Raw genomic sequence first — 21,478 nt, 5'->3', positions numbered from 1 at the left:
CAGCGAGCACCCGGACCAAGCACGAATTCGAAAGGAATGACACCATGACTACCACCACCAACCCGGCGGCCGAAGCCCCCGTCGCCACCGCGCGCAAGCTGCTGGTGGGACTGATCGGTCGCGGCATCGGCCATTCGCTGAGTCCGGCCATGCATGAACAGGAAGCCCGCGCACACGGCATCCGCCTGCATTACCAGCTGATCGACCTGGCCGAACCGGGCGCCGGTCCCGAAGACCTGCCCCAGCTGCTGAAGGCCATGCGGGCGATCGGCTTTGCCGGCTTCAACGTCACCTTCCCCTACAAGCAGGCGATCCTGCCCCTGCTCGACGGGCTGTCGGTCGAGGCGCAGGCGATGGGCGCCGTGAACACCGTCGTCAATGTCGGCGGCAAACTGGTCGGGCACAACACCGACGGCTCCGGCTGGGCCTGGGGTTTCCGGCGCGCCCTGCCCGACGCCGACCTGGAGCGGGTGGTGCTGCTCGGCGCCGGCGGCGCCGGTTCCGCGGTGGCGGATGCGGCGCTGCGCCTGGGCGTGGGCCAGCTGGTGGTGGTCGATATCGACCCGGTGCGCATCGCCGCACTGGCGGACAAGCTCAATGCCCAGCACGGCGCCGGGCGGGTCAGCGCCACCACCGACCTGGCCGCGGCGCTGGATGGCGCCAGCGGATTGATCCACGCGACGCCGGTCGGGATGTACTCCCAGCCCGGCCTGCCGCTGGCCAAGGAGTTGCTGCGGCCTTCGCTGTGGGTCTCGGAAGTCGTGTACTTCCCGCTCGACACCATGCTGCTGCAGGAAGCGCGCGCACGCGGCTGCCCGACGGCCGACGGCGGCGGCATGGCCGTCGGCCAGGCGGTCGGCGCCTTCAGGCTGTTCACGGGCCTCGAGCCGGATCCCGCGCGGATCGATGCGCATTTCCGCGCCCTCGTCGCCGCCAAGCGCCCCCAGGAATAAGGAGCCGCGCCATGCGCAAATCGATCGCCACCGTCTCGCTGTCCGGCATGCTGCCGGAAAAGCTGGAAGCCGCCGCCGCCGCCCGTTTCGACGGCGTCGAAATCTTCGAGAACGACCTGCTGCAGTTTCCCGGGACGCCGGCCGACATCCGCCGCATGTGCGCCGATCTCGGGCTGCGCGTCGACATGTTCCAGCCCTTCCGCGATTTCGACGGCGTCAGCGCCGAACAGTTGCAGCGCAACCTGGACCGCGCCGAGCGCAAGTTCGACATCATGGAGCAGCTGGGCACCGACCTGATCCTGGTGTGCGCGAATATCTCGGCCAGCGCATCCAGCGACCTCGACCTGCGCGCCGAGCAGATGGCGCTGCTGGCGGAACGGGCGGCGCGGCGCAAGCTGCGCATCGCGTTCGAAGCCCTGGCCTGGGGCGGGGCCGTCAAGGTTTACCGCCAGGTCTGGGACATCGTGCAGCGCGCCAACCGTCCGAACCTCGGCGTGGCGCTCGACAGCTTCCATACGCTGGCGCTCAGGGACGACTGGCATCCGATCAAGGATATCCCGGGCCAGAAGATCTTCTACCTGCAGCTGGCCGACGCGCCCTGGGTGAATACCGATCCCCTGACGCACAGCCGCCACTACCGCTGCTTCCCGGGCCAGGGCGAGATGGAGGTCACCGGCTTCGTCGGCGCGGTGCTCGACAGCGGCTACAGCGGGCCGATGTCGCTGGAAATCTTCAGCGACGAATGCCGGGCCGCCCCGGCGCGCAGCACCGCGGCCGACGCCATGCGCTCGCTGCTGTGGCTGGAAGAACAGGTCCGGCGCCTGCCTTCGCTGAAGCACCCAGGGCTGACCCATGGCCAGCTGGGCCGCGCGGTGCTGCTCGATCCACCCCCGCCGCCGGTCCTGCACGGCTGGGCCTTCATCGAATTCGCGGTGGACGCGCCGACCGCCGTCCGGCTGCGCGCATTCCTCTCCGCCCTCGGCTTCCTCCCGATCGGCCGCCACCGCTCCAAGAACGTCGAACTGCTGGGCCAGGGCGAGCTGCGCATCGTCCTCAACCTCGAGGAGGATTCCTTCGCGCGCGGCTATTTCGACCAGCACGGCAGTTCCGCCTGCGCGGTGGCCCTGGCCACCGATGACGCCGCCGCCGCGCTGGCGCGCGCCGAAGCCCTGGGCGCGGTCCGCGTCGAGGGCCAGGTCGGCCCCAACGAGTTGACCATTCCCGCGATCAAGGCGCCCGATGGCAGCCTGGTCTATTTTGTCGACACCCACCTCGGCGGCAAGCACGGTTTCGAGGCCGATTTCGTGCTCGAGGACGGGGCCGGAACCGACAGCTGCCTCGGCGCGGCGGCCCGCATCGATCACATCGCGACCGTCCTGCCGGCCGGACAACTCGACAGCTGGGTCCTGTTCTACCGCGCCCTGCTGGGCCTGGAACCGACGCCGAATACCGTCCTCCACGATCCCTACGGTATCATTCGGAGTCGCGCGCTGGAAGCGCCCAACAAGACGGTCCGCTATGCGCTGAACGTCTCCGAGCGTCCCGGCACCGCGGCCGGGCGCACGGTGGGCGAGTTCGGCGGCGCCGGCATCGCCCATATCGCGATCGCCGTCGACGATGTCGCCGCCGCGGTGCGCCGCCTGCGCGAGCGCGGCATGCCGATGCTGGCGATCCCGGCCAACTACTACGACGACCTGGGCGCCAGGTACGGCATCGACCAGGCCACGCTCGAGGAATGGAGCGCGCTTGGCGTGATGCTGGAGCGTGGGGACCAGGGCGAGTTCCTGCATGCCTACAGCACGCCTTTCGACAAGCGCTTCTTCTTCGAGATCATCGAGCGGCGCGACGGCTACGACGGCTACGGCGCCGCCAACGCGCCGTTCCGCCTGGCGGCGCTGGCGCATTGGAAAGGCCGGCAACGCGATTGACACCACCCTTCATCCGAAAGTGAATGCATGTCCGAGATTTTTTCGATCATCAGCCCCATCTACCTTGCTATCCTGCTGGGCTATATCGCGACCCGGACCGAGGTGTTCACCAAGGACGACATGCGCCTGTTCGGCAAGTTCGTCATCAACTTCGCCCTGCCCGCCCTGGTCTTCAACGCCGTCTCGCAGCGCCCCATCGCCGAGATCCTGAACGCCGGCTACCTGGCCGCCTATCTCGGCGGCTCGCTGCTGATGCTGGCGCTGGGCTTCGCGTTCGCGCGGCGCGCGGCCGGCCTGAACCACTCCGGCAGCACCTTCGCGGCGATGGGGGTGTCGTGCTCGAACAGCGGCTACATCGGCCTGCCGATCCTGCTGCTGACCATTCCGGAGGCCGCCAGCACGGCGCTGGCCATGAACCTGATCATCGAGAACGTCGTGATGCTGCCCCTGCTGCTGCTGATGGCCGAGAGCAGCCGCCAGGGCGACGCGCCGGCGCACCGCCTGTTCCTCGAGACCCTCGGCCGGGTCGCGCGCATGCCGCTGGTGCTGGGCCTGGCCGCCGGGCTGGCCCTGAACCTGCTCGGCCTGGGCATCCCCGCCCCGGTCACCCGCAGCGTGACCCTGTTCGCGCAGGCCAGCAGCGCACTGTCGCTGTTCGTCATCGGCGGCACCCTGGTCGGCCTGCCGCTGCGCGGCATGGCGGTGTCCGTGCTGCCGGTCGCCCTCGGCAAGCTGGTGGGGCATCCGCTGGCGGTGCTGGTGGTCGCCACCAGCCTGACCTGGCTGGGCATGGCCCCGGTCGACGACAAGCTGCTGGCAGCAGGCATCCTGATGGCGGCGGTCCCCATGCTCAGCATCTATCCGATCCTGGCCTATGGCCATGGCCTGGCCGAGCGCACCGCCGCGACCCTGCTGGTCACCACCGCCGCCTCGTTCCTGACCTTGAGCGGAGCGTTGTGGCTGTTGCGAACCTGATCCTGGGGCGGTTGGGCGTTTTCCCGGCGCCGCGTTCGCTATGCGCCCATCCGCTGCTATAATTTCGTCACTTCCCCGACTGCGGCAAAGCGATGAAACGATCAGGACAAGCACCTCTGGCATCCACGGAACTGCCGCGCACCGCCTACCGTTCCGTGCCGGCGGTGGTCGATGTCCAGTCCCAGCTGGCGGCGGCGATCGAGCACCACTCGGACGATCCCGACTTCGTCACCGCCCTCGCGCGCGGCCTGGGCGTCATGATGGCGCTGTCGGAAAAGCGGCGCCCGATGTCGATCGCCCAGGTCAGCCACATCACGGGCATCCCGCGCGCCGCCGCGCGCCGCAGCCTGCACACCCTGGCCAAGCTCGGCTTCGCCGCCATGGACGACGCCAACCTGTTCTACCTGCGCCCGCGCATCCTCTCGCTCAGCCACTCCTACCTGTCGGCGTCGCCGCTGGCGATGCTGTCGCAACCGATCCTCGACAAGCTGGGCGAGGAGATCGGCGAGAGCTGTTCGCTGGCCGTGCTGGACAGCGACGAGATCGTCTACCTGGCGCGTTCCTCGGGCTCGCGCGTGATCTCGCCCTCGCTGAACGTGGGCCGCCGCATCCCCGCGTACTGCACCTCGATCGGGCGCATCCTGCTGGCCCACCTGCCGGACCCGGAGCTGGAACATTACCTGGAGAATGCGCGCCTGCAAGCCTATACCGAGCACACGGTCACGGACCGCACCGAACTGCGCGACATCCTGCTCGAAGCGCGCGCGAATGGCTACGCCTACTCGCGCGAGCAGATCGAGATGCGGGTGTGCTCGCTGGCGGTACCGGTACGCGACACCTCGGGCCAGTACGTGGCCGGCATCAGCGTCCTGCTCCAGGGTCGGCCGATCTCGGCCCAGGAAGCGGCCAGCAAGTACTTCCATCCCATGAACGCGGCTGCGAACGACCTCGGCCACCTGCTGATGATGTGAAGGTGCGGCCCATTGCCCGGGCTACCCCGATCAGTTTCATGCCCGGCTGCGCTTCCATTCGTCCTGAAGCGGCCGACCAAGTACGACCGGTCAAACCGCTCGACGTACCGCCAGCAGATCAGAGAGCCGTACTGGGAGTTGCGCTGCGATAAGGGCCTGGGGATTGCTGCCGCCCGCCGCGGACAGCTCTCGAGCCCTGGCAAACGCCAGCATATGGGAAAGCTGTGGGTCCCGGCGCGCCAGCGCTTCTTCGCGCCCCTCCAAAACAGAGTGTTCATCAATGCTGTTGGCAGCCCGCAACCGACCCAAGGCGGTCACTCCGTTCCCGCTGAATGCTACTCTGGCCGATCCAGTCGTAATAACACTGCCGCCATCATCCTGGCGACATCCTTCCTTACCACGTCTGTTCCCACTATCCCCGGCACATCGAACTTCGGTACGATGGTCGCGTTGTACACCACCCGCGTGCCGGTGGCGCCAGCGCCAGGACTCAGCGCCCAGCTGGCGCGGTAGACTTTCATGTCGCCGTCGATCAGGCTGATGTCGATTCGATCCGGCGGGCGTTCGTCCACCTGCACCACCAGGTGGATAGTCTGGCTGAAGAACAGAAAGCGGGCAGCACCCAGTTGTTCGACGATGACCCGGTCGCCATGGCGGGACACGACGCGGGCGCTGATCAGATTTGGCAGGAAATCGGCCAAATGGTTGTAATCGGTCAGAATACGCCAGACAACGGCCGGCGTCGCGGTCACCGTGCCGCTCGAAGTGATCTGGTAGACCCTATCTCCTTCGGTGCCATCGAGGCGCTCCACCTTCAGTTCGAACCTGGGTGCGCCAGACTGCGCCGCCACCGGGGCGACGCCCCAGGCCCACAAGGCGCACCCCAGCAACAGGATTTTTGCAATGCGATCCAGCATCCGCCGATGCGTAACATGCGGATGGGCTGGCGTGACAAGATCGAGCGCATTTTCATCCGCCGTCGGCCGTGGCAGTTCTGGCAGGCGGCGTCCGCTCGCCCCTATGGATCGACGACCGGCCTCCAGCGCCGTGCGGCGATGTGGTAGCGCACTTCCAGCTCGTCCTGTACCGATAGCAGTCCGCCCCCGACTGAAAACGGCGTGATGCCGAAATCCGTTTGCTTCAGGCGCGCCGTGCCACTCGCAATCACTTGCGCCGCGTCGACACGCACTGTCGTCGGTAGCGCCAGCGAGCGCGTGACGCCGTGCAGCGTGACGGCGACGCGCAGCAGGCCGTCGACCTGCCGTTCCGCACGCAGCGTCACCACCGGATAGCGTTGCGCCTCAAGCACCGGCCCGAGCATGTTAGTGCGCGTGCCCTTGACCGCTTGCGATGACGGCTGCTTGTCGATGCCGGCGTCGCGCAGCAGTTGCGGCTCATCGACGGTCATGTCGTCTACGCGGAAAGAAACGTCGGCACGGCCCACGCCAGGCGCGACATAGCCCGTCAGCGTATGGATGGCCACCACGTGGTCGTGCCCGAGTCGCGCCATCACGCCCGAGCGGCGTACCGTGACGGCCATCAGCGAGGCGTGCGGATCGACCGCATAGACGGCGACACCGGAAGCCACCGCCGCGCGATACGGGCTTGGATCGGCACCCGGGCGCGGCACTGGCGGCGCCAGCTGCTGCCCGCAGGCGGTCAGCAGCAACAGCAATGGAAAAAGGCGCTTCATGGCGACTGGCCCGCACGGCTTCGGCTCAGGTAGTGTTCTTCTGGCTGCACCCATATTCGCCCCTCATTGAGCCATCCGCCTGAATCAGTCACCGGATCGCGGACCTCGACGACAATTTCCGTCCGGCAGCAGTCGTTTGGAACAGCACAGTAGACGTGTGTGACATCGTGTCGCTCAAGTCCGCGTCGTAGCGTGTCCGACAAGATCTTTACTTGCCATAAGGTTAACCTACGCCGTACACTGGGATCACGAAGGGCCGCAATCAGCCACACGGATTCTTTCTCGGTTCATTGAGGAAAGGGGCTAGCCATGCTGCGTCGCTGGGTATCTTTCATGTTAGCGCCATGAAACCGTCCATTCGCGCAATCCTGTGGAACGACTGGCCTGCCCTGGGCAGTTCAATCGGCATCGTGCTCGTATGGGAAGCATACTTTTGCTACCCACTACTCAGACCATCCCTCGCGGACGACCCGGACTTCGCTTTGCTGGCGATTATATCGACGCTGGCTTTACAGGGCGTCCTTGTATGGCGCCTCTTGCGTGTGCTCTTGTTGTTTGCTCGTGGCGTTGAAGTACCGGCTCGGATCACATCGATCTCGCTGGCCAAAGACCGGGGCCGTGTCGAATACTCCTTTCAACTTGGCGGGTCTGTCGCTTCATCCTGGAGTCCTGTTCATAAAACCGCTCGTGTTCTTGCACTCGAGCCGGGTCAGTCCGTCGAAGTCCTTGTGAACCCGAGAAATCCAAGGCAGGCAATATTGAAAGCGCTCTATGTGTAACCGAGGATCCGATGCACTGCACCACGGCTTGACGCGTTTTGCATCCCTTCCATAACAAAAACAGATATTCAGTAACGAAAGCCTTCGTTCCAACGGCGTGCTCATCGTTTTAGTCTATGAGCTCTCCAGCAAGTCCGGTTCCGCCGCGGTATCCGTCGCGCCAGAACCGGACTCGCTGCAACCGGGTTGACCAGCGCTGCCCGCTTCTTGCGCCCTTGGGAACGACAATGAACTTCCAGCAGCTGCGGACCTTCCGCGAATTGACGAGGCGTAGCTTCAGCCTGACCGAAATCGCCAGCATCACGCAGACCACCCAGCCCGGACTGACACGCCAGATCCGCGACCTGGAGAACGAACTCGGTCTGGCGGTCTTCGAACGGCACGGCAAGCGCATCACCGGCTTGAGCAAGGCAGGACAGGCGATGCTGCAGATCGTCGACCGCCTTCTCGACCAGGCCGACCGGCTGCTCGGCGTGCGCGACGAATACGAATCCGCATCCAGCGGCACCTTGCGGATCGCGACGACGCATACGCAGGCGCGCTATGCCCTGCCGGCGTCGATCGTCGGCTTTCGCGAAGCGCTGCCCGAGGTGCGTATCGAGATGCGCCAGTGCTCGACCGAGCAGGTCGCCAGGCTGGTCGCCTCCTGCGCGGCGGACATCGGCATCGCGGGAGACGCCCTGGCGTCCCACCCGGAGCTGACCACCTTCCCCTGCTACAGCTGGCGCTACCGGGCCGTGGTGCCGGAAGGCCATCCCCTGCTGGGGCGTACGGACCTGAGCCTGCGCGATCTCGCGGCCTATCCCATCCTGAACCACTTGGCGCACTTCAGCCTGGGCGATTCGCCGCTTTTCAACATGCCGGTGACGGACCTGATCTGGAGCCGGCTGCCGGTCTGCCCCTTGAAGCCGGGCGTGTTGCTGTACGACGGATACAGCGTGGCCAGCGCGTCGCGCAGGTTCTGCTTGCCGGTGGCCGCCAGTTCCTTGGCGTCCACCACGTCGATCGGCGCCAGGCTTTCGGCGATGCTGCGCGCGTCGCCGCGCGCGCCGGTGACGACCACCACTTCTCCCGCCTGGCCGGATGCGGGCCCCGGCGCCGCGGCGGCGCTGGGGCCTTGCGCGCCGGCCTGGCCGCCGGCGCACAGGCCGGCAATGAGGATCGAGATCGTGGTGAGACGCGGTGTGCTGGGGGCGGTGTTCTTTTCCTGGACTGGCGATGCCGGCATTACGAAACTCCCTGGGTCGGATGATGTGAAGACCAGCCGACTTTATCAACGAAGCTTTGTGCCGATAACGAATGTTTTCGTCGCGCGTTATGACATTTCGTACATGAGTTGAACGGGCCGGGCGAGAAGCTGCGCGGCGCGTTCGCGCCACGCATGCCCGACTGTCGCTATCAGGTCGCGCTGCCGGAAAACGCGAACGCGACCTCGGGCCGGCGGCCCGAGACGATATCGGCCAATGCCCGGCCGGAGCCGCAGGCCATGGTCCAGCCGAGCGTGCCGTGCCCGGTATTCAGGTACAGGTTCGCATGGCGCGTCCTGCCGATGTAGGGCACGTTGGATGGCGTGAGCGGCCGCAGGCCCGCCCAGTAGCGCGCGCGATCGTAGTCGCAGGCGCCGGGGAACAGCTCGCGCACGCGCCGCGTGATCGCCTCGCAGCGCACCGTGTTCAGCGCGCGCGAATAACCGTTCAACTCGCAGGTGCCGGCCACGCGCAGGCGCGATCCCAATCGCGACAGCACCAGCTTGTGGCCGTCGTCGGTCAGCGACACGGTCGGCGCGGCGGCCGCATCGAGGACCGGGTAGGTGGCCGAATAGCCCTTGCCGGGATAGATCATCAGCCTGATGCCCAGCGGCGCCAGCAACGCAGGCGAAAAGCTGCCGAGTGCGATGACGAAGGCGTCGGCATGCAGCACCCGGTGCCTGCCTTCGCCGTCGATGACTTCCACGCCCCTCACCTTCCCCGCGTCGGCCAGCAGGCGCGTCACCGTCGTGTTGTAGCGGAAGCCGATCCCGGCGGCCTCGCCTCGCACGGCGAGCTGCGCGGTGAACTGGTAGACATCGCCCGACTCGTCGCTGGCGGTGAAGTCGCCGCCCACCAGCCTGGGGCGCGCCCCGCCCAAGGCCGGCTCGATGCGCACCACCTCGTCGGCGTCGATCGTCGTGCGTGGACAACCCAGTTCGCGCATCGCCGCCGCGGCGCGGCATGCGCGGTCGAACTCGCGTTGGTCGGTATAGAAATGCAGGATGCCGCGCGCCAGGTTGTCGTGCTCGATCCCGGTTTCCGCACGCAGGGCCTGCAGGCTGCGGCGGCTGTAATCGGCGATCGCGACGATCTGGCGCAGGTTGGCGGCCACCCGCGCCGGCCGGCATTCGCGCACGAAGCGCAGGCACCAGCGCCATTGCAGCGGATCGGCGCGCAGGCGAAACAGCAGCGGCGCGTCTTCGCGGCCGAGCGAACGCACGACCTTGAGCAGGGAGGCGGGGTTGGCCCAGGGTTCGGCGTGCGATACCGAGATCTGGCAGCCATTCGCGAAGCTCGTCTCCAGCGCCGGTCCGGGCTGGCGCTCGAGCACCGTGACTTCATGCCCGGCCTGGCGCAGGTACCAGGCGGACGCCGTGCCGACCACGCCGGCTCCCAGCACGATGACGTTCATCGGACTCGCCGGCCGCGTGCGGCGGAGGTGAAGGTGGAGGTGTTCATGTGGATCCTTGTTAGCGTCTCGGTGACTTGAGCAGGATCCAGCAAAGGCAGGTAGAGAGACGGCGCGGGGCCAGTGTCAATACGCTTCCCTTCGCTGGCATTATCCAGATCAGGTTCGGAGGGTGTATCTCACCCGCAGGTCGCGTTCGCGACCTGCAGGACCCCTAGCGTGTTGCCTTCGTTCGGCAGGGATGATTCTAACCGTTTCGGCAATGCTTGGGCAAACCGGGATTGCGCGATCGCCTGCATGGCGATCCTCGGGCAGGTCCTGCGCTGTGTGCCGCTATTGCGTATAGTGGAAGCTTTTGCAGGAACAATCGCATGACATCTGGCCGTGAGTTCGACATCATCGCGTCGCTCGACCGCGTCGCAAAACGCCACCTGGTGGAACAGGAAGGACGCGTCATGTGCTGGCGCGAATTCGGCGCCGGCGCGCCGCTGATCCTGGTGCACGGCGGGCACGGTTCGTGGATGCACTGGATCAGGAATATCGGGGCGCTCTCGGCGACCCACCGCGTGCTGGTGCCCGACCTGCCCGGATATGGCGAGTCCGATGCCCTGCCCCCGGGCGGCGGCTTCGACGACCTGGTCGACACCGTGCTGCGCTCCATCGACAGGCTGCTCGGCGCCGATACCGGGTTCGACCTGGCCGGGTTTTCGTTTGGCGGGGTGATCGCCGGGCGGGTCGCGCTGCAACGCCCGGGCGTGCGCAGGCTGGCCTTGCTGGGGGCGGTGGGGCATGGCAAGCGCCGCCGGCAAGCGGCCGCGATGCTCGCCTGGCGCGACGCCGAGGACGAGCAAAGCATGCTGGCGAACCTGCGGCACAACCTGAACGCCCTGATGCTGCACGGGCCGGTCGATCCCCTGGCGCTCGACATCCACCACTATTCCTGCCTCCGCACCCGCTATCAAAGCAAGAAGACTTCGCTCAGCCCGATCCTGACGGAGACGCTGGAACAGCTGGACATGCCGGTCCTGCTGCTGTGGGGCGAACACGATCCCACCGGCGATCCCGGGGAAGTCGGTCCCCTGTGGCAGGCAGACCGGCCCGAACGCTCCCACGGCATCGTCCGCGGGTCGGGACACTGGGTGCAATACGAAGCCGCCGGCGAGGTGAATGCGCGCCTGCTCGACTGGTTCTCGGCCGGATGATGGCTGCACCGGCCTGGACGAGGTCTCACGCGAGCTGCGGATAGCCCCGTGCCAGCGCCTGCGATTCCAGTGCGAGGATGCGGGCATAGCCGGCGTCGTCGACCGCCTGGAAGCCGCTGATGGAAAGCAGCGCCATGAGCCGGGCCGTCGGCGCTTCCGGCTTCAGCAGCGCTGCCCGCAGCCGCAGGATCAAGGCCTCCGGCACGGCGCGGCCGGCCACGATGGGCAGGCCGGGCGACGGCGCCGTGTACTGGAGCACCGTCAGTCCCTCCATGCTGCCCGGCTGCTCGCGCTCCAGATAACCCAGGGTCACGCAATCGATGGCCGCCAGGTCGGCCCTCCCTCGCCGGACCAGCGCCAGGCTGGCCCGGTGGCTGCCGGACCAGCGCACCCCGCCGAAGAACCGGCCATCCCTGGCCAGCGGCGCGACGGCATGGCGCAGCGCGTTCATGCCGCTGTTGGAGTGGATCTCGTTGGCGGCGGCGATGCGGCCCCTGGCCTGCTCCAGCGCCGTGATGCCGCCGTCGGCGCGGACCACGATGGCGCTGGCATGGTCCGCCCCCTGGCAGCCGGGGAAATCGTAGGCGGGCGTGGCGACCAGCCGCACGTGATCGCGCAACCGGGTCAGGTAGGGATAGCCGCAGGTCTGGCCGAACAGCAGGTCCGGGCGTGTGAAGAAGTCCGGCAGCGGCGGGTCGCGCACCAGTTCGACGCTTCCTGCGAAACCGTCCGCGCGCAGTTCCGCCAGCAGCGCGCCGGACAGGGCCTCGTACCCTGCCCTGACCCGCGCCGAGACGCCATACATGGGGAAGGCGACTTTCCAGTGCATGGGACTAGTCCTGCCCGGACGGGTGCACCGGCGCGTCGACCGGCCTGAAGCCGAAGCGCCGCATCAATTCGCCGTAGCCACGCACATGAAAGCCGCCGCTGCGCGCGATGTAGCCGGCGCGCCGGGCGTGATACACGCGCGGCAGCAGGTACCATGGCAGCGAGGGAAAATCGTGGTGCACCAGGTGGTAGTTATTATTCAAGAATAGCAGCCGGAACACCGGCCCCGCTTCGTTCAGCACGATCCGCTGCTTGTGGTCGTCCGCCGGCCGGTGCTCGTAGTAGGAACGGATCATCGCCAGCGATTGCGCCGGATAGGAAATGGCGAGCAGATAGTAGAGGGCCGGGACGCCGAAGGCGGCGTCCACCCACCACAGCATGGCGCCCAGCATGGCCAGGTGACGCAGCCACATCGGCGCCTGGCGCCAGTCGCCCCGCAGCGGCTGGCGGATGGCCTCGCGCCAGGTGCCGCCGATGGCGATCGCGGGACCGACCAGCAGGCGGCCCCAGAAAGTCTTGTTCAACCACAGCAGCGCGCGCAGCGGCCTGTTCATGCCGGCCCAGGCGGCGGGCGACACATAGCAGCTTTCCGTATCGAGCGCCGGCATGGTCAGGTGCGCATCCACATGATGGCGCAGATGGCTGTCGCGATACAGCTGGTAGGGATACCACACGGCCAGCGGCAGGTAGCCGAACAGGCGGTTGACCGCCGGCCAGGGCGTCGGATGGCCGTGGATCAACTCATGTTGCAGCGACATATACCATGCACCCCACCAAATCATCAGCCAGGTGGCGGCCACGCTGCCCAGTTCGCGCCAGAACGCCAGCGTGCCAAGCCAGCCCCCGTGGATCACGGCGATCAGGAGCCAGGTGGGCCATTCGGCGCGCCACAGCAGGCGCGTGCGCTCGTCGCTGATCTGCTGCCGCTGGGCTGCATCCAGGTATTCCGAACGCGGTGGGTGTGTGCTCATGGCTGGTCGACTCGGCATGTGCGGAGCGGGTGCTCCAGCTGGATGGTGGTGTGCAGAGGCTAAAGCCTTGCCGCCGCCGGCGAAACGAATCATTTCGCACATCCATATATGAACTTCGGTGCAGGCGCCGGCCTCCGCCCGGTGTACGCCAGCGCACGGAGCGCGGCCGCGGACGCCGGTATATTGCACTGCAACATAGAACGCAGAGGTGATATGGCGAAACCTGCCCGAAGTGGCCGATTGCTGCGCAGCCTGGCCCGCGTCGCAAAATCGCAACAGTCGATGGTGAGCAAACTGCTGGATGCCTGCGCGCCGAAGCCGCAGAAGCCGGCGCGCAAGCCGCCGTCGAAACGGGCGGCCGCGCCGGCCGCGCCGCCCACACCCCGCCGCGATGCGCGCCCTGGCCTGGCGCCCGCGCCCGGACGCTGGTTGACGGCCCAGTATCCCCTGCCCCTGAAGCCGGGACTGCTTGTCGCGCAGCACATGAACTACTGGCTGTACGTTCCGAAACGCGTGCCCGACACCGTGGCGCAGCACGGCTGGCCCCTGGTCGTCATGCTGCACGGCTGTCACCAGAGCGCCGCCCAGTTCGCCGAAGGCACGCGCATGAACCGGCTGGCGGAAGACAAGGGCTATGCACTGCTCTACCCCCAGCAGCTGGCGAGCGCCCAGGCGCAGCGCTGCTGGCGCTGGTACGACCGCTCCACCCAGCAGGGCGGCGGGGAAACCGCGCAACTGGCGGCCCTGGTCGGGAAGGTGTGCGAAGACCATGCGATCGACCGCCGCCGCATTTATGCCTGCGGCCTCTCGGCCGGCGCCGGCATGGCCGCGGTGCTGGCGCTGAACCATCCGGAGCTGATTGCCGCCGTCGCCCTGCATTCCGGCCCCGTCTTCGGCGCCGGCCACAGCCCGGTGGGGGCGCTGCAGGTGATGCGCCATGGCGCCCCGACGCAGGCCGATGCGGCCATCCTCGGCGTGCTGCAGCGCCGTTCCACGCAGGACCCGCCCGCCGCGAACGGACCGATGCCGCCGATGCCGCCGATGCCGGCCATCCTGATCCAGGGTGAAGACGACCGGGTGGTGCATCCGGTGAACCAGCGCCAGCTGGCGCGCCAGTGGCTGCAATTGAACGGCTTGGCGGACGGCCCGGCGACACGGGTCACGGTGAAGGCCGCGGGGCGGGGCGGCAGCCGCAATGCCCATGAAGTCCACGATTACCTGGTGCGCCGCAAGCTGGTCCTGCGGGTGGCCCGCATCGCGGGCCTGGGCCATGCATGGAGCGGCGGCGACCCGGAGTTGAAGTTCAATGCGAAGGCCGGGCCGAACGCGAGCCGCATGGTGCTGGACTTCTTTGGCAAACACCGGCGCTGACATGGCGCCCGCTCGCAAATTAGCTTATTCGTAAGTTGACTTTGCTCCCGACGTGAAATCAGGGTTCAATAGGGGTGCACCAGGCTGCTCGCGACCTGCGCCAGCTTTTCAACCATCCCGCTCCTATGCCCCGCCCAAGCTACCTTCCAGATAATTTCACACTCGGTCTCGCGCTCACGGTCGTGCTGGCCAGCCTGTTTCCCTGCTCCGGCGACCTTGCCCAGGCATTCGATGCGGTCACCAAAGTGGCGATCGGAACCCTGTTCTTCCTGCATGGAGCCAAGTTGTCCAGGGAGGCCATCAAGGCGGGTGCGACGCACTGGCGCCTGCATGCGTGCGTCCTGACGATCACCTTCGTCCTCTTTCCGCTCCTGGGCCTGGCCATGCAGCCGCTCGCCAGGCTCGTGGCGACGCCGGACCTGTACCTGGGCATCCTGTTCCTGTGCGCCTTGCCATCGACCGTGCAGTCCTCCATCGCCTTGACTGCGATGGCGCGGGGGAATGTGCCCGCGGCGATCTGCAGCGCATCGGCCTCGACGATGATCGGCATCTTCCTGACGCCGGCCCTCGCCGGCATGCTCATGGCAACGCATGCCTCGGCGGGTGGTTCCCTGAGCTCGGTGACCTCGGTCGTCATGCAGTTGCTGGTGCCCTTCGTCGCCGGCCAGATCGCCAGGCGGTGGATCGGACGCTGGGTCGACAGGCACAAGGCGGCGCTGAAGTTCGTCGACCAGGGTTCCATCCTGCTGGTCGTCTATACCGCCTTCAGCGCTTCCGTCAACCAGGGACTCTGGGAACGCCTGCCCTTGCCGGCATTGGCCGGACTGGTTGTCATGATCGGCATCCTGCTCGCCGCGGTGCTCATGGTCTCGCGCCTTGCCGCCCGCCGTCTCGGCTTCAGCACCGAGGACGAAGTGACGGTCGCATTCTGCGGCTCCCAGAAAAGCCTCGCCAGCGGCGTGCCGATCGCCAAGGTCCTGTTCACGAGCGACATGATCGGCGCCATGGTCCTGCCCCTCATGCTGTATCACCAGATGCAGTTGATGGTGTGTGCGGTACTGGCGCAACGCTATGCCCGGCGTGGGCCGTCGGAGCTCGACAGGCGGACGCAGGCGGCGACCGGGGAGCAAACCAGGGAGTACCGCTGATGGCGCACATGGAACCTAGCGTATGGCATGCCGAGCGTCCGTTGCGTTATGATGAATCCGGCACCGCATATCCGCTCCGGGTGGCGCCCAGGCGTGCTCCAGGCGTGGGTGTTCGCGGTTAGATCATCCATGACCAACAAGTGAAAGCACGATATGGATCCCATAGTCATCGCTGTTGCCATCACTGGTTCCGTCCCGCGCAAGAAGGACAATCCCGCCGTCCCGATTACGGTGGCCGAGCAGGTTGAATCGACGCACGAAGCCTACGAGGCCGGCGCCACCCTGGTACATGTGCACGTGCGCAATCCGGATGAGAGTTCCTCGTCCGACCCTGCCTTGTTTGCGAGCGTACTGGAAGGCATACGGAAGCACTGCCCGGGCATGATCGTGCAGTTTTCGACCGGTGGCCGGGGGCGCGATCAGAACGCCCGCGGCGCGGCCCTGCACTACAAACCGGATATGGCGTCGCTCGCCACGGGCACGGTCAATTTTCCGACCATGATCTACGAAAACGCCCCCGCATTGGTCGATCACCTGGCGTCGACCATGTTGGAAAACCATATCCTGCCGGAGATCGAGATTTTCGACCTCTCGCATCTGTTCGGTATGCGTCGGCTGATGGATGAAGGCAAGATCAATGAGCGTCCCCATGTACAGTTTGTCATGGGCATCAAGAATGCCTTGCCGGTCGACGAGCTGGTGCTCGATTCGCTGCTGGCGATGCTGCGACGCGTGGCGCCGATGGCCACATGGACGGCGGCCGGAATCGGCCGTCACCAGAGCCAGGTCATCGAGTGGGTGTTGCAGAGGAAGGGAGACGCGGTGCGCACCGGGCTCGAAGACAACATTCGCATCGACCGTGATCGGCTGGCAACGAGCAACGCGGAACTGGTGCGTATCGCGGCAGACCTCTGCGCGCGCTACGGGGCTCGCCCGGCCAGCCCCGCCGAAGCACGTTCCAGGCTTGGCTTGCCCGTCAGTTGAAAGACGTGTCGGCCCGGCACCCTGCCGGACGATCACAGGTGGACCCTGTCGTCAAAACAGGTGCCGGATGGCGAGCGCCGTGGTGCCTGCCGAACCTGTGTTGCTTCGCTTGTCGTGCGTGTGAACAAGGTACAGGTCGGTGCGTTTGGACAAACGATGATCGTAGCCGACCGATGCCGTCGTCCGGTGTGTTTCGGGAACGCCCGGCATCTCGATGTTCGACCGCGCCACTTCCATCAGGAACGAACCGGCTGCGGACAGCTGCACCGACAGGCCGGCATCGACGAGCCGGTTCCTTCGCCCTCCTTCGATGCGCGTATGCGAGGTGCTGCCGAATACCTTGAATTTTCCGAAGTCATAGGCCGCTCCGGCCAGCACCGCCTCTTGCTGCACCGGCAAGGGCGTGGACACATTGACCCGCACCCGTTGCGCCGAGAGCGCGGCGTACAGTTTCCCGCGGCGGTAGGTAGCGTGCAGGCCCAGATTGGCAAGCCCTTCCTGGCCCGCCACTTCCCCGGCCCCATAGATGAGTGCCCCCTTGAAACCGGCGATTTCCGGCGACGCATACTGGATCGTGTTATTCCATACCGTATCGCCGACGATGTTGCTGCCGTAAGCGGCAACGAAGGAATGGAGGGTCAGCGGTGCGAACATGACCGAGATGCCGAATGGACTGAGCTGGCCTGCCGCAATGTAGGTCGGGTTGGTCTGGCGGCCAAGCGTCAGCCGTCCCAGCCCGCCCTCCAGGCCCACCCAGGCATTGCGTGAAAAAAGCGGGTCGGCGCTGCTGCGCCCTTGTTCGCCCGTGTCGGCACGGAAGAAGCTTTCGAGCGAAAAGATCGCCTTGATACCGCCGCCCAGGTCTTCCTTTCCCCTGAAGCCAAGGTAGGAGGTTTGCAAGCCGCCGCTGTTGACCGACCGCACGCCCTCGCCCTCGCCGCTGCGCTTGACGCTGCCGACATAGGCGCCTATCACGCCATATATTTCCACGTTCTGGGCCTGCGCGCCGATCGACGCCAGGCTGCCCAGCCCTGCCAGCGCCATGGCGAATAATTGATGTGTTGGGAGTGTCATGGGGTCTCCTTTTCCTTTTTCAGGGACGAATTCAGCCGCACCGCGCCGTGTGGCGGCCTGGCGTTCAGGCTGGGGGAAGCGTGGGCGGCAAGGTAGCGAGCGTCGACCGGCGCCGGGTATGGCCCGCCTACCCGGCGCACGGTGCTATTTGTCGAGCTCTATTTTCGCGGCCGAGATGATTCGGCCATATTTGTCGGACTCGAGCTTGATATAGGATTTGAACTGCTCGGGCGCCGCGCCGGAGACGATAAAGCCCTGGGCGCCGAGACTCCTTGCCACTTGTTGCGAATTCAAGGCCTTCGCCACTTCCTGGTGAATCTTCGCCACCAGCTCGGCTGGCATCTTTGCCGGACCCCACAACCCGTACCAGGAAACCATCTCGAAGCCCTCCAGTCCCGATTCGGCAACGGTGGGCACGTCGGGTAATGAAGGGATCCTTTGTGCACTCGTGACGGCAAGCGGCTTGAGCTTTCCGCTCTTGACGTGGGGTAACGTGGACGGCAAGGCATCGACCATGGCGCTGGTATGCCCGCCCATCACGTCGGTGAGCGCCGGCGCAGTCCCTTTGTAGGGAACGATCATGAAGTCCAGTTTTGCATCGCGCCGGATGGCGACTTCTGCCAGATGGCTGGCGGAACCCTCGGCCGAGGTACCGAAGGTATATTTGCCGGGGGTGGCCTTGATCGCAGCAATGAACTCCTGGAGGTTCTTCGCCGGGATTCCTGGCGAGGAGCTCACCAGCAAAGGCACTGCGCCGAGTTGCGTGATCGGGGTGAAGTCGTTATGGATGTCGTACGGGACTTTTTTCATTAGCAGCGGCGCCGCCACGAACGTGGACGCCTGTACCAGCAGGGTATAGCCATCCGGATCCGATTTCGAAGCAAGGCTGCTGCCGAGCGTCCCATTCGCTCCTGGCCGGTTATCCACGATGAACTGTTGACCCAGGTTTTCGGTCAGCCGTGAGGCAAGGATACGGGCCACCGCATCCACAGTCCCGCCAGGTGGGTAGGGCACAATGATTCTGACCACCTTGTTCGGATACGCCTAGGCGCATGCCAAGGTGGAAAAAATCATTGCGGTCATCGCAATGAGCGCCTTGCAGGAATTTTTCATCACCGGTCTCCATCATCCATGAATCATCGTGCAAATCGCTTCCTGTTAATGAAATAAAGGAGTCGTTTGCCCATCCATTTAATTATCAGACATCACTCAAGCTTGCTGGAAGCCAGGTGGGGAGAATCAAAGCGGGCCGGAGGAGGAATCGCCCCTCCTCGCAGCCGTTCAGGACGACAGCACTTACTGTCGGTTCGTGACGCGGCCGAGACCTGCCGAGCGCACCGCTGCCGTGATCTCGAGGTCGGCGCCGGCTTCCAGCGGCAGCAGCGGCGAGCGGACCGTTGCGTGATCGAGGATGCCGCGCTCGACCAGGGCGTGCTTGAGCGCCACCGTGCCTTCCATGTGCGAGCCGCGATGGTAGACGCTGCGGGTGACCGGCAGCAGCTGGTCGTGGATGGCGCGCGCCCTGGCGTAGTCCTTCGCCTTGCCGGCCGCGATCAGTTCGATCAGCGGCTCCGGTGCGATGCCGCCATAGCCCACCAGCGCCCCATCGACGTCGAACATGGTATGCAGCAGGTATTCGTCGTGGCAGGTCAGGATCTGCAGGTCGGGATTCTCGCGGCGGATGACTGGGATCTCGGTGTCCCAGCGCTTCATGTTGCGCACACCGTTCTTCATGGCGAACACGCCCGGTTGCGCGGCGATCTCGAGCTGGGTCTCGAGGTTGTAGGTGGCCTTGGTCGCATCCGGATACTGGAACAGGATGAGTGGCAGGCCGCTGCCTTCGTAGATCGCGCGGTAGCGGTCTTGCGGGGCGCCTTTCTGGTAGCCGAAGCGCAGCCAGCCGTGCGACGGATACACCAGGCCGGCCGAGGCGCCCGCCTTGACTGCGCGCCTGGCTTCCTCGACAGCGACCTGGGTGCCTTCCAGCGTGATGCCGGCGATGATGGGCAGCTTGCCGTCGACCGATTTCTTGAAGCTGTCGATCACCGCCGCCTGTTCATCCTGGGAGAGGAAGGTGCCTTCCCCTGCATGGCCGAGCACCACCAGCCCTTTGACGCCAGGAATGCTGCCGAGCCAGGAGCCCAGTCGCTGGATGGCGGCGTGGTCAACCGCACCGTCCTGGGTGAACGGGGTAACAGGGGCAGGAACGAGGCCTCGGAGATCGATGTTTTGCATGACATTTCCTTTCAGGGGTTGGATGTAAGGCCCTGGGGCGAATACCGGTCGCCTACGAGAGCCTTCTGGCCGCCGACTTCCCGTGCTTTCAAAGTCGGACAACGTGCATGCAGTGTAGGAGTCGCCGAGCCATGCGAGAACTGGTCAAACGCGCATTCCAGATATACTAAACAGGTATATCGACCGGAGACGAGATCGTGGACTATGCCGCTTGGAAACTATTCATTGACGCTGCCGAGCTCGGCAGCTTGAGCAAGGTGGCGGAGGTCCACGGCACCAGCCAGCCCCACATCAGCCGCCAGATGAGCGCGCTGGAAGAAGAATGCGGGGGACGGCTGCTGCAGCGCACCGGACGCGGCGTCGTCCTGACCGAGCTGGGACAGCGGATCGCGCCCAAGGTGCGGGCCTGGCTCGCCAGCACCGACCAGCTCGCTTACGATATCCATACCGCTGCGGGCAAGCCCATCGGTCTGGTGCGGATCGGCATGCTGCCGTCGACCGCGCATCCCCTGGTCACCACCCTCTTCTACCGCCTCAGGGAACGCTATCCGCTGGTACAGTTGCGTGTACGCGAGGGCCAGGGGGCGCAGCTCGAGACCTGGCTCGAGAATGGCAGCGTTGATCTCGCCATCCTGTTCCGGCATAGTCCGACACCGAAGGACGGCGATATCTACCTCAACGAGACGGCGACCTATCTCGTCGGTCCAGTCGGCGACCCGCTGACGTCGCAGCCGACAGTACCGTTCTCGGCGCTCCACAATCTGCCGCTGGTGACGTTCTGCCGCCCGAACAGCTGGCGCGATCGCCTCGACCAGCTCGGCAGCGAACGCGGGGTTTCGCTCAAGGTCGTGCTCGAAGCCGATTCCTTGCGGCTACAGACACGCCTGGTCGCGGATGGGAGCATGCATGCATTACTGGGACCGTACGCGATCGCCGAGGCATTGGCGGATTGCCGCCTCCAGTCATCCAAACTGGTCGACCCCATCGTGTCGCGCCACATTGCCCTGGCCATGTCGCGCCATGGAGAGCTCACGCTGGCGTGCCGGGCCGTCATGCAGCTGACCAGGGAAATCGTCGAGACCATTGCGGTCGATATCACGCGCTGAAGGCACGACCTCCCGCGCCTGAAGGACCGGTCCATTGTTGTTTTTGCTGAAAGAATCAAGCTTTCCAATGCCTGAGTCCTGGGTTTTGAAGTAGGATTGTGTAGACTTTTTACAAAATATGCCAAACACGACGCTAGCCGGCACCAAACTTTAGGATCACTAGCCCCGGCGGCGCCTCGCAACCCCATGTTTTGGTAAATTTACTACATTTCTGCACTCTACTTCAATTAAGCACGGCAAACTCTATGGGAGACCTCGCATGATTCGTGAAGAAGTACAAAACTTCAAGGAAGAGTTATTGGGACGCGACATCCGCCAGCTCGGCAGGCTGCTCGGCGATACCATACGCGCGCAGCACGGTGAACAGGTGTTCGACGGCATCGAGGCGATCCGCAAGATGTCGACCGGCTTTCGCCGCGACCAGGACCAGGCCACGGATGAAGCGCTGCACGCCACGCTGAACGGGATGTCGTCCGACGACGCCACGCATCTCATCCGGGCCTTCAGCTATTTCTCCCTGCTGGCGAACATCGCCGAGGACCAGCACCATATCCGCCGCACCCGCGCCCACCTGGCAGCCGGCTCGGCGCCGAAAAAGGGCA

21 protein-coding genes and 1 riboswitch are annotated in these 21,478 nt (G+C 65.6%); of the genes, 12 read left to right on the top strand and 9 right to left on the bottom strand.

Going from position 1 to position 21,478, the window contains the following annotated elements; genetic code table 11:
* Positions 1 to 44 precede the first annotated feature (44 nt).
* The 4 genes from H162_RS0126025 to H162_RS0126010 all read left to right on the top strand — a co-directional run bounded on the left by H162_RS0126025 (position 45) and on the right by H162_RS0126010 (position 4,827).
* Positions 45 to 953: a shikimate dehydrogenase gene (locus H162_RS0126025; RefSeq protein ID WP_020656416.1), complete on the top strand. Its 909-nt coding sequence runs from the start codon at positions 45 to 47 to the stop codon at positions 951 to 953.
* 11 nt (positions 954 to 964) lie between these two features.
* Positions 965 to 2,881, top strand: a complete 1,917-nt coding sequence (locus tag H162_RS0126020) for a bifunctional sugar phosphate isomerase/epimerase/4-hydroxyphenylpyruvate dioxygenase family protein (RefSeq protein ID WP_020656415.1) — start codon at positions 965 to 967, stop codon at positions 2,879 to 2,881.
* A 27-nt stretch (positions 2,882 to 2,908) separates the two neighbouring features.
* The gene (locus H162_RS0126015; RefSeq protein WP_020656414.1) at positions 2,909 to 3,856 is read left to right on the top strand and encodes an AEC family transporter; all 948 of its coding nucleotides are present in this window, start codon (positions 2,909 to 2,911) and stop codon (positions 3,854 to 3,856) included.
* Between the two features lie 92 nt (positions 3,857 to 3,948).
* On the top strand, positions 3,949 to 4,827 hold the full coding sequence (locus H162_RS0126010) for an IclR family transcriptional regulator domain-containing protein (protein WP_156885812.1): 879 nt from the start codon (positions 3,949 to 3,951) through the stop codon (positions 4,825 to 4,827).
* Positions 4,828 to 5,162: 335 nt separating this feature from the next.
* Here H162_RS0126010 and H162_RS0126005 read toward each other — a convergent pair whose 3' ends face one another.
* Together H162_RS0126005 and H162_RS0126000 are read right to left on the bottom strand one after the other, a co-directional pair.
* Complete coding sequence (locus H162_RS0126005; protein WP_020656412.1) at positions 5,163 to 5,744, bottom strand: SRPBCC family protein; 582 nt, start codon at positions 5,742 to 5,744, stop codon at positions 5,163 to 5,165.
* Between the two features lie 101 nt (positions 5,745 to 5,845).
* Positions 5,846 to 6,520: a YceI family protein gene (locus tag H162_RS0126000; RefSeq protein ID WP_026355110.1), complete on the bottom strand. Its 675-nt coding sequence runs from the start codon at positions 6,518 to 6,520 to the stop codon at positions 5,846 to 5,848.
* A 344-nt stretch (positions 6,521 to 6,864) separates the two neighbouring features.
* Between H162_RS0126000 and H162_RS33565 the strand changes: the two genes are divergently transcribed.
* Both H162_RS33565 and H162_RS32890 read left to right on the top strand, forming a co-directional pair.
* Positions 6,865 to 7,299 (top strand): DUF3592 domain-containing protein, encoded by a 435-nt coding sequence (locus H162_RS33565; RefSeq protein WP_084677133.1) that lies wholly within the window; start codon positions 6,865 to 6,867, stop codon positions 7,297 to 7,299.
* Between the two features lie 227 nt (positions 7,300 to 7,526).
* Positions 7,527 to 8,639 carry a LysR substrate-binding domain-containing protein gene (locus tag H162_RS32890; protein WP_020656410.1) on the top strand — a complete coding sequence of 371 codons (1,113 nt, stop codon included), beginning with the start codon at positions 7,527 to 7,529 and terminating at the stop codon, positions 8,637 to 8,639.
* A gap of 58 nt (positions 8,640 to 8,697) precedes the next feature.
* Here H162_RS32890 and H162_RS31995 read toward each other — a convergent pair whose 3' ends face one another.
* On the bottom strand, positions 8,698 to 9,960 hold the full coding sequence (locus H162_RS31995) for a D-amino acid dehydrogenase (RefSeq protein ID WP_020656409.1): 1,263 nt from the start codon (positions 9,958 to 9,960) through the stop codon (positions 8,698 to 8,700).
* A gap of 116 nt (positions 9,961 to 10,076) precedes the next feature.
* A riboswitch (TPP riboswitch) is annotated at positions 10,077 to 10,183 on the bottom strand.
* A 145-nt stretch (positions 10,184 to 10,328) separates the two neighbouring features.
* Between H162_RS31995 and H162_RS0125985 the strand changes: the two genes are divergently transcribed.
* The gene (locus tag H162_RS0125985; protein WP_020656408.1) at positions 10,329 to 11,159 is read left to right on the top strand and encodes an alpha/beta fold hydrolase; all 831 of its coding nucleotides are present in this window, start codon (positions 10,329 to 10,331) and stop codon (positions 11,157 to 11,159) included.
* A gap of 25 nt (positions 11,160 to 11,184) precedes the next feature.
* On the opposite strand, the gene H162_RS0125980 is transcribed toward H162_RS0125985, so the two are convergent.
* Positions 11,185 to 11,988: a phosphate/phosphite/phosphonate ABC transporter substrate-binding protein gene (locus tag H162_RS0125980; RefSeq protein WP_026355109.1), complete on the bottom strand. Its 804-nt coding sequence runs from the start codon at positions 11,986 to 11,988 to the stop codon at positions 11,185 to 11,187.
* A gap of 4 nt (positions 11,989 to 11,992) precedes the next feature.
* Positions 11,993 to 12,958, bottom strand: coding sequence for a fatty acid desaturase (locus H162_RS0125975; RefSeq protein WP_020656406.1), 966 nt, complete (start codon positions 12,956 to 12,958; stop codon positions 11,993 to 11,995).
* 282 nt (positions 12,959 to 13,240) lie between these two features.
* On the opposite strand from H162_RS0125975, the gene H162_RS0125970 reads away from it, so the two are divergent.
* Positions 13,241 to 14,329 carry an extracellular catalytic domain type 1 short-chain-length polyhydroxyalkanoate depolymerase gene (locus H162_RS0125970; RefSeq protein ID WP_229452270.1) on the top strand — a complete coding sequence of 363 codons (1,089 nt, stop codon included), beginning with the start codon at positions 13,241 to 13,243 and terminating at the stop codon, positions 14,327 to 14,329.
* A gap of 65 nt (positions 14,330 to 14,394) precedes the next feature.
* On the opposite strand, the gene H162_RS35415 is transcribed toward H162_RS0125970, so the two are convergent.
* Positions 14,395 to 14,604, bottom strand: a complete 210-nt coding sequence (locus H162_RS35415) for a hypothetical protein (protein WP_229452272.1) — start codon at positions 14,602 to 14,604, stop codon at positions 14,395 to 14,397.
* Here H162_RS35415 and H162_RS31990 point away from each other — a divergent pair.
* Together H162_RS31990 and H162_RS0125960 are read left to right on the top strand one after the other, a co-directional pair.
* The gene (locus H162_RS31990; RefSeq protein ID WP_020656404.1) at positions 14,512 to 15,477 is read left to right on the top strand and encodes a bile acid:sodium symporter family protein; all 966 of its coding nucleotides are present in this window, start codon (positions 14,512 to 14,514) and stop codon (positions 15,475 to 15,477) included. The two genes, H162_RS35415 and H162_RS31990, sit on opposite strands and share 93 nt — an antisense overlap.
* A gap of 153 nt (positions 15,478 to 15,630) precedes the next feature.
* Positions 15,631 to 16,461, top strand: coding sequence for a 3-oxoadipate:acetyl-CoA acetyltransferase (locus H162_RS0125960; protein WP_020656403.1), 831 nt, complete (start codon positions 15,631 to 15,633; stop codon positions 16,459 to 16,461).
* A 51-nt stretch (positions 16,462 to 16,512) separates the two neighbouring features.
* Here H162_RS0125960 and H162_RS0125955 read toward each other — a convergent pair whose 3' ends face one another.
* The 3 genes from H162_RS0125955 to H162_RS0125945 form a co-directional block, all read right to left on the bottom strand.
* A complete protein-coding gene (locus H162_RS0125955; RefSeq protein WP_084677131.1) occupies positions 16,513 to 17,535 on the bottom strand; it encodes a porin in 1,023 nt (340 codons plus the stop codon).
* A gap of 144 nt (positions 17,536 to 17,679) precedes the next feature.
* Complete coding sequence (locus H162_RS31985) at positions 17,680 to 18,525, bottom strand: Bug family tripartite tricarboxylate transporter substrate binding protein (RefSeq protein WP_020656401.1); 846 nt, start codon at positions 18,523 to 18,525, stop codon at positions 17,680 to 17,682.
* 306 nt (positions 18,526 to 18,831) lie between these two features.
* On the bottom strand, positions 18,832 to 19,770 hold the full coding sequence (locus H162_RS0125945; protein ID WP_020656400.1) for a dihydrodipicolinate synthase family protein: 939 nt from the start codon (positions 19,768 to 19,770) through the stop codon (positions 18,832 to 18,834).
* Between the two features lie 197 nt (positions 19,771 to 19,967).
* Here H162_RS0125945 and H162_RS0125940 point away from each other — a divergent pair, with 197 nt between their 5' ends.
* Together H162_RS0125940 and H162_RS31980 are read left to right on the top strand one after the other, a co-directional pair.
* Entirely contained in the window at positions 19,968 to 20,876 is a 909-nt protein-coding gene (locus H162_RS0125940) for a LysR family transcriptional regulator (RefSeq protein WP_026355106.1), read from the top strand.
* Between the two features lie 259 nt (positions 20,877 to 21,135).
* Positions 21,136 to 21,478, top strand: a 343-nt coding sequence (locus tag H162_RS31980) for a phosphoenolpyruvate carboxylase (RefSeq protein WP_229452268.1), incomplete at its 3' end; no start/stop codon positions are given.

The organism is Massilia niastensis DSM 21313, from assembly GCF_000382345.1.
GTDB lineage: Bacteria > Pseudomonadota > Gammaproteobacteria > Burkholderiales > Burkholderiaceae_D > Telluria > Telluria niastensis.
This window is presented reverse-complemented; position numbering and strand designations above follow the sequence as displayed.

Coding starts and splice junctions, on each gene's coding strand:
- H162_RS31995 (WP_020656409.1), bottom strand. CDS start 9,960: ATGAACGTCATCGTGCTGGGAGCCGGCGTGGTCGGCACGGCGTCCGCC.
- H162_RS33565 (WP_084677133.1), top strand. CDS start 6,865: ATGAAACCGTCCATTCGCGCAATCCTGTGGAACGACTGGCCTGCCCTG.
- H162_RS0125960 (WP_020656403.1), top strand. CDS start 15,631: ATGGATCCCATAGTCATCGCTGTTGCCATCACTGGTTCCGTCCCGCGC.
- H162_RS0125985 (WP_020656408.1), top strand. CDS start 10,329: ATGACATCTGGCCGTGAGTTCGACATCATCGCGTCGCTCGACCGCGTC.
- H162_RS0125980 (WP_026355109.1), bottom strand. CDS start 11,988: ATGCACTGGAAAGTCGCCTTCCCCATGTATGGCGTCTCGGCGCGGGTC.
- H162_RS0125975 (WP_020656406.1), bottom strand. CDS start 12,958: ATGAGCACACACCCACCGCGTTCGGAATACCTGGATGCAGCCCAGCGG.
- H162_RS0125970 (WP_229452270.1), top strand. CDS start 13,241: ATGGTGAGCAAACTGCTGGATGCCTGCGCGCCGAAGCCGCAGAAGCCG.
- H162_RS0126020 (WP_020656415.1), top strand. CDS start 965: ATGCGCAAATCGATCGCCACCGTCTCGCTGTCCGGCATGCTGCCGGAA.
- H162_RS32890 (WP_020656410.1), top strand. CDS start 7,527: ATGAACTTCCAGCAGCTGCGGACCTTCCGCGAATTGACGAGGCGTAGC.
- H162_RS0126005 (WP_020656412.1), bottom strand. CDS start 5,744: ATGCTGGATCGCATTGCAAAAATCCTGTTGCTGGGGTGCGCCTTGTGG.
- H162_RS0126015 (WP_020656414.1), top strand. CDS start 2,909: ATGTCCGAGATTTTTTCGATCATCAGCCCCATCTACCTTGCTATCCTG.
- H162_RS0125945 (WP_020656400.1), bottom strand. CDS start 19,770: ATGCAAAACATCGATCTCCGAGGCCTCGTTCCTGCCCCTGTTACCCCG.
- H162_RS0126000 (WP_026355110.1), bottom strand. CDS start 6,520: ATGAAGCGCCTTTTTCCATTGCTGTTGCTGCTGACCGCCTGCGGGCAG.
- H162_RS0125955 (WP_084677131.1), bottom strand. CDS start 17,535: ATGACACTCCCAACACATCAATTATTCGCCATGGCGCTGGCAGGGCTG.
- H162_RS0126010 (WP_156885812.1), top strand. CDS start 3,949: ATGAAACGATCAGGACAAGCACCTCTGGCATCCACGGAACTGCCGCGC.
- H162_RS0126025 (WP_020656416.1), top strand. CDS start 45: ATGACTACCACCACCAACCCGGCGGCCGAAGCCCCCGTCGCCACCGCG.
- H162_RS35415 (WP_229452272.1), bottom strand. CDS start 14,604: ATGCAGGAAGAACAGGGTTCCGATCGCCACTTTGGTGACCGCATCGAA.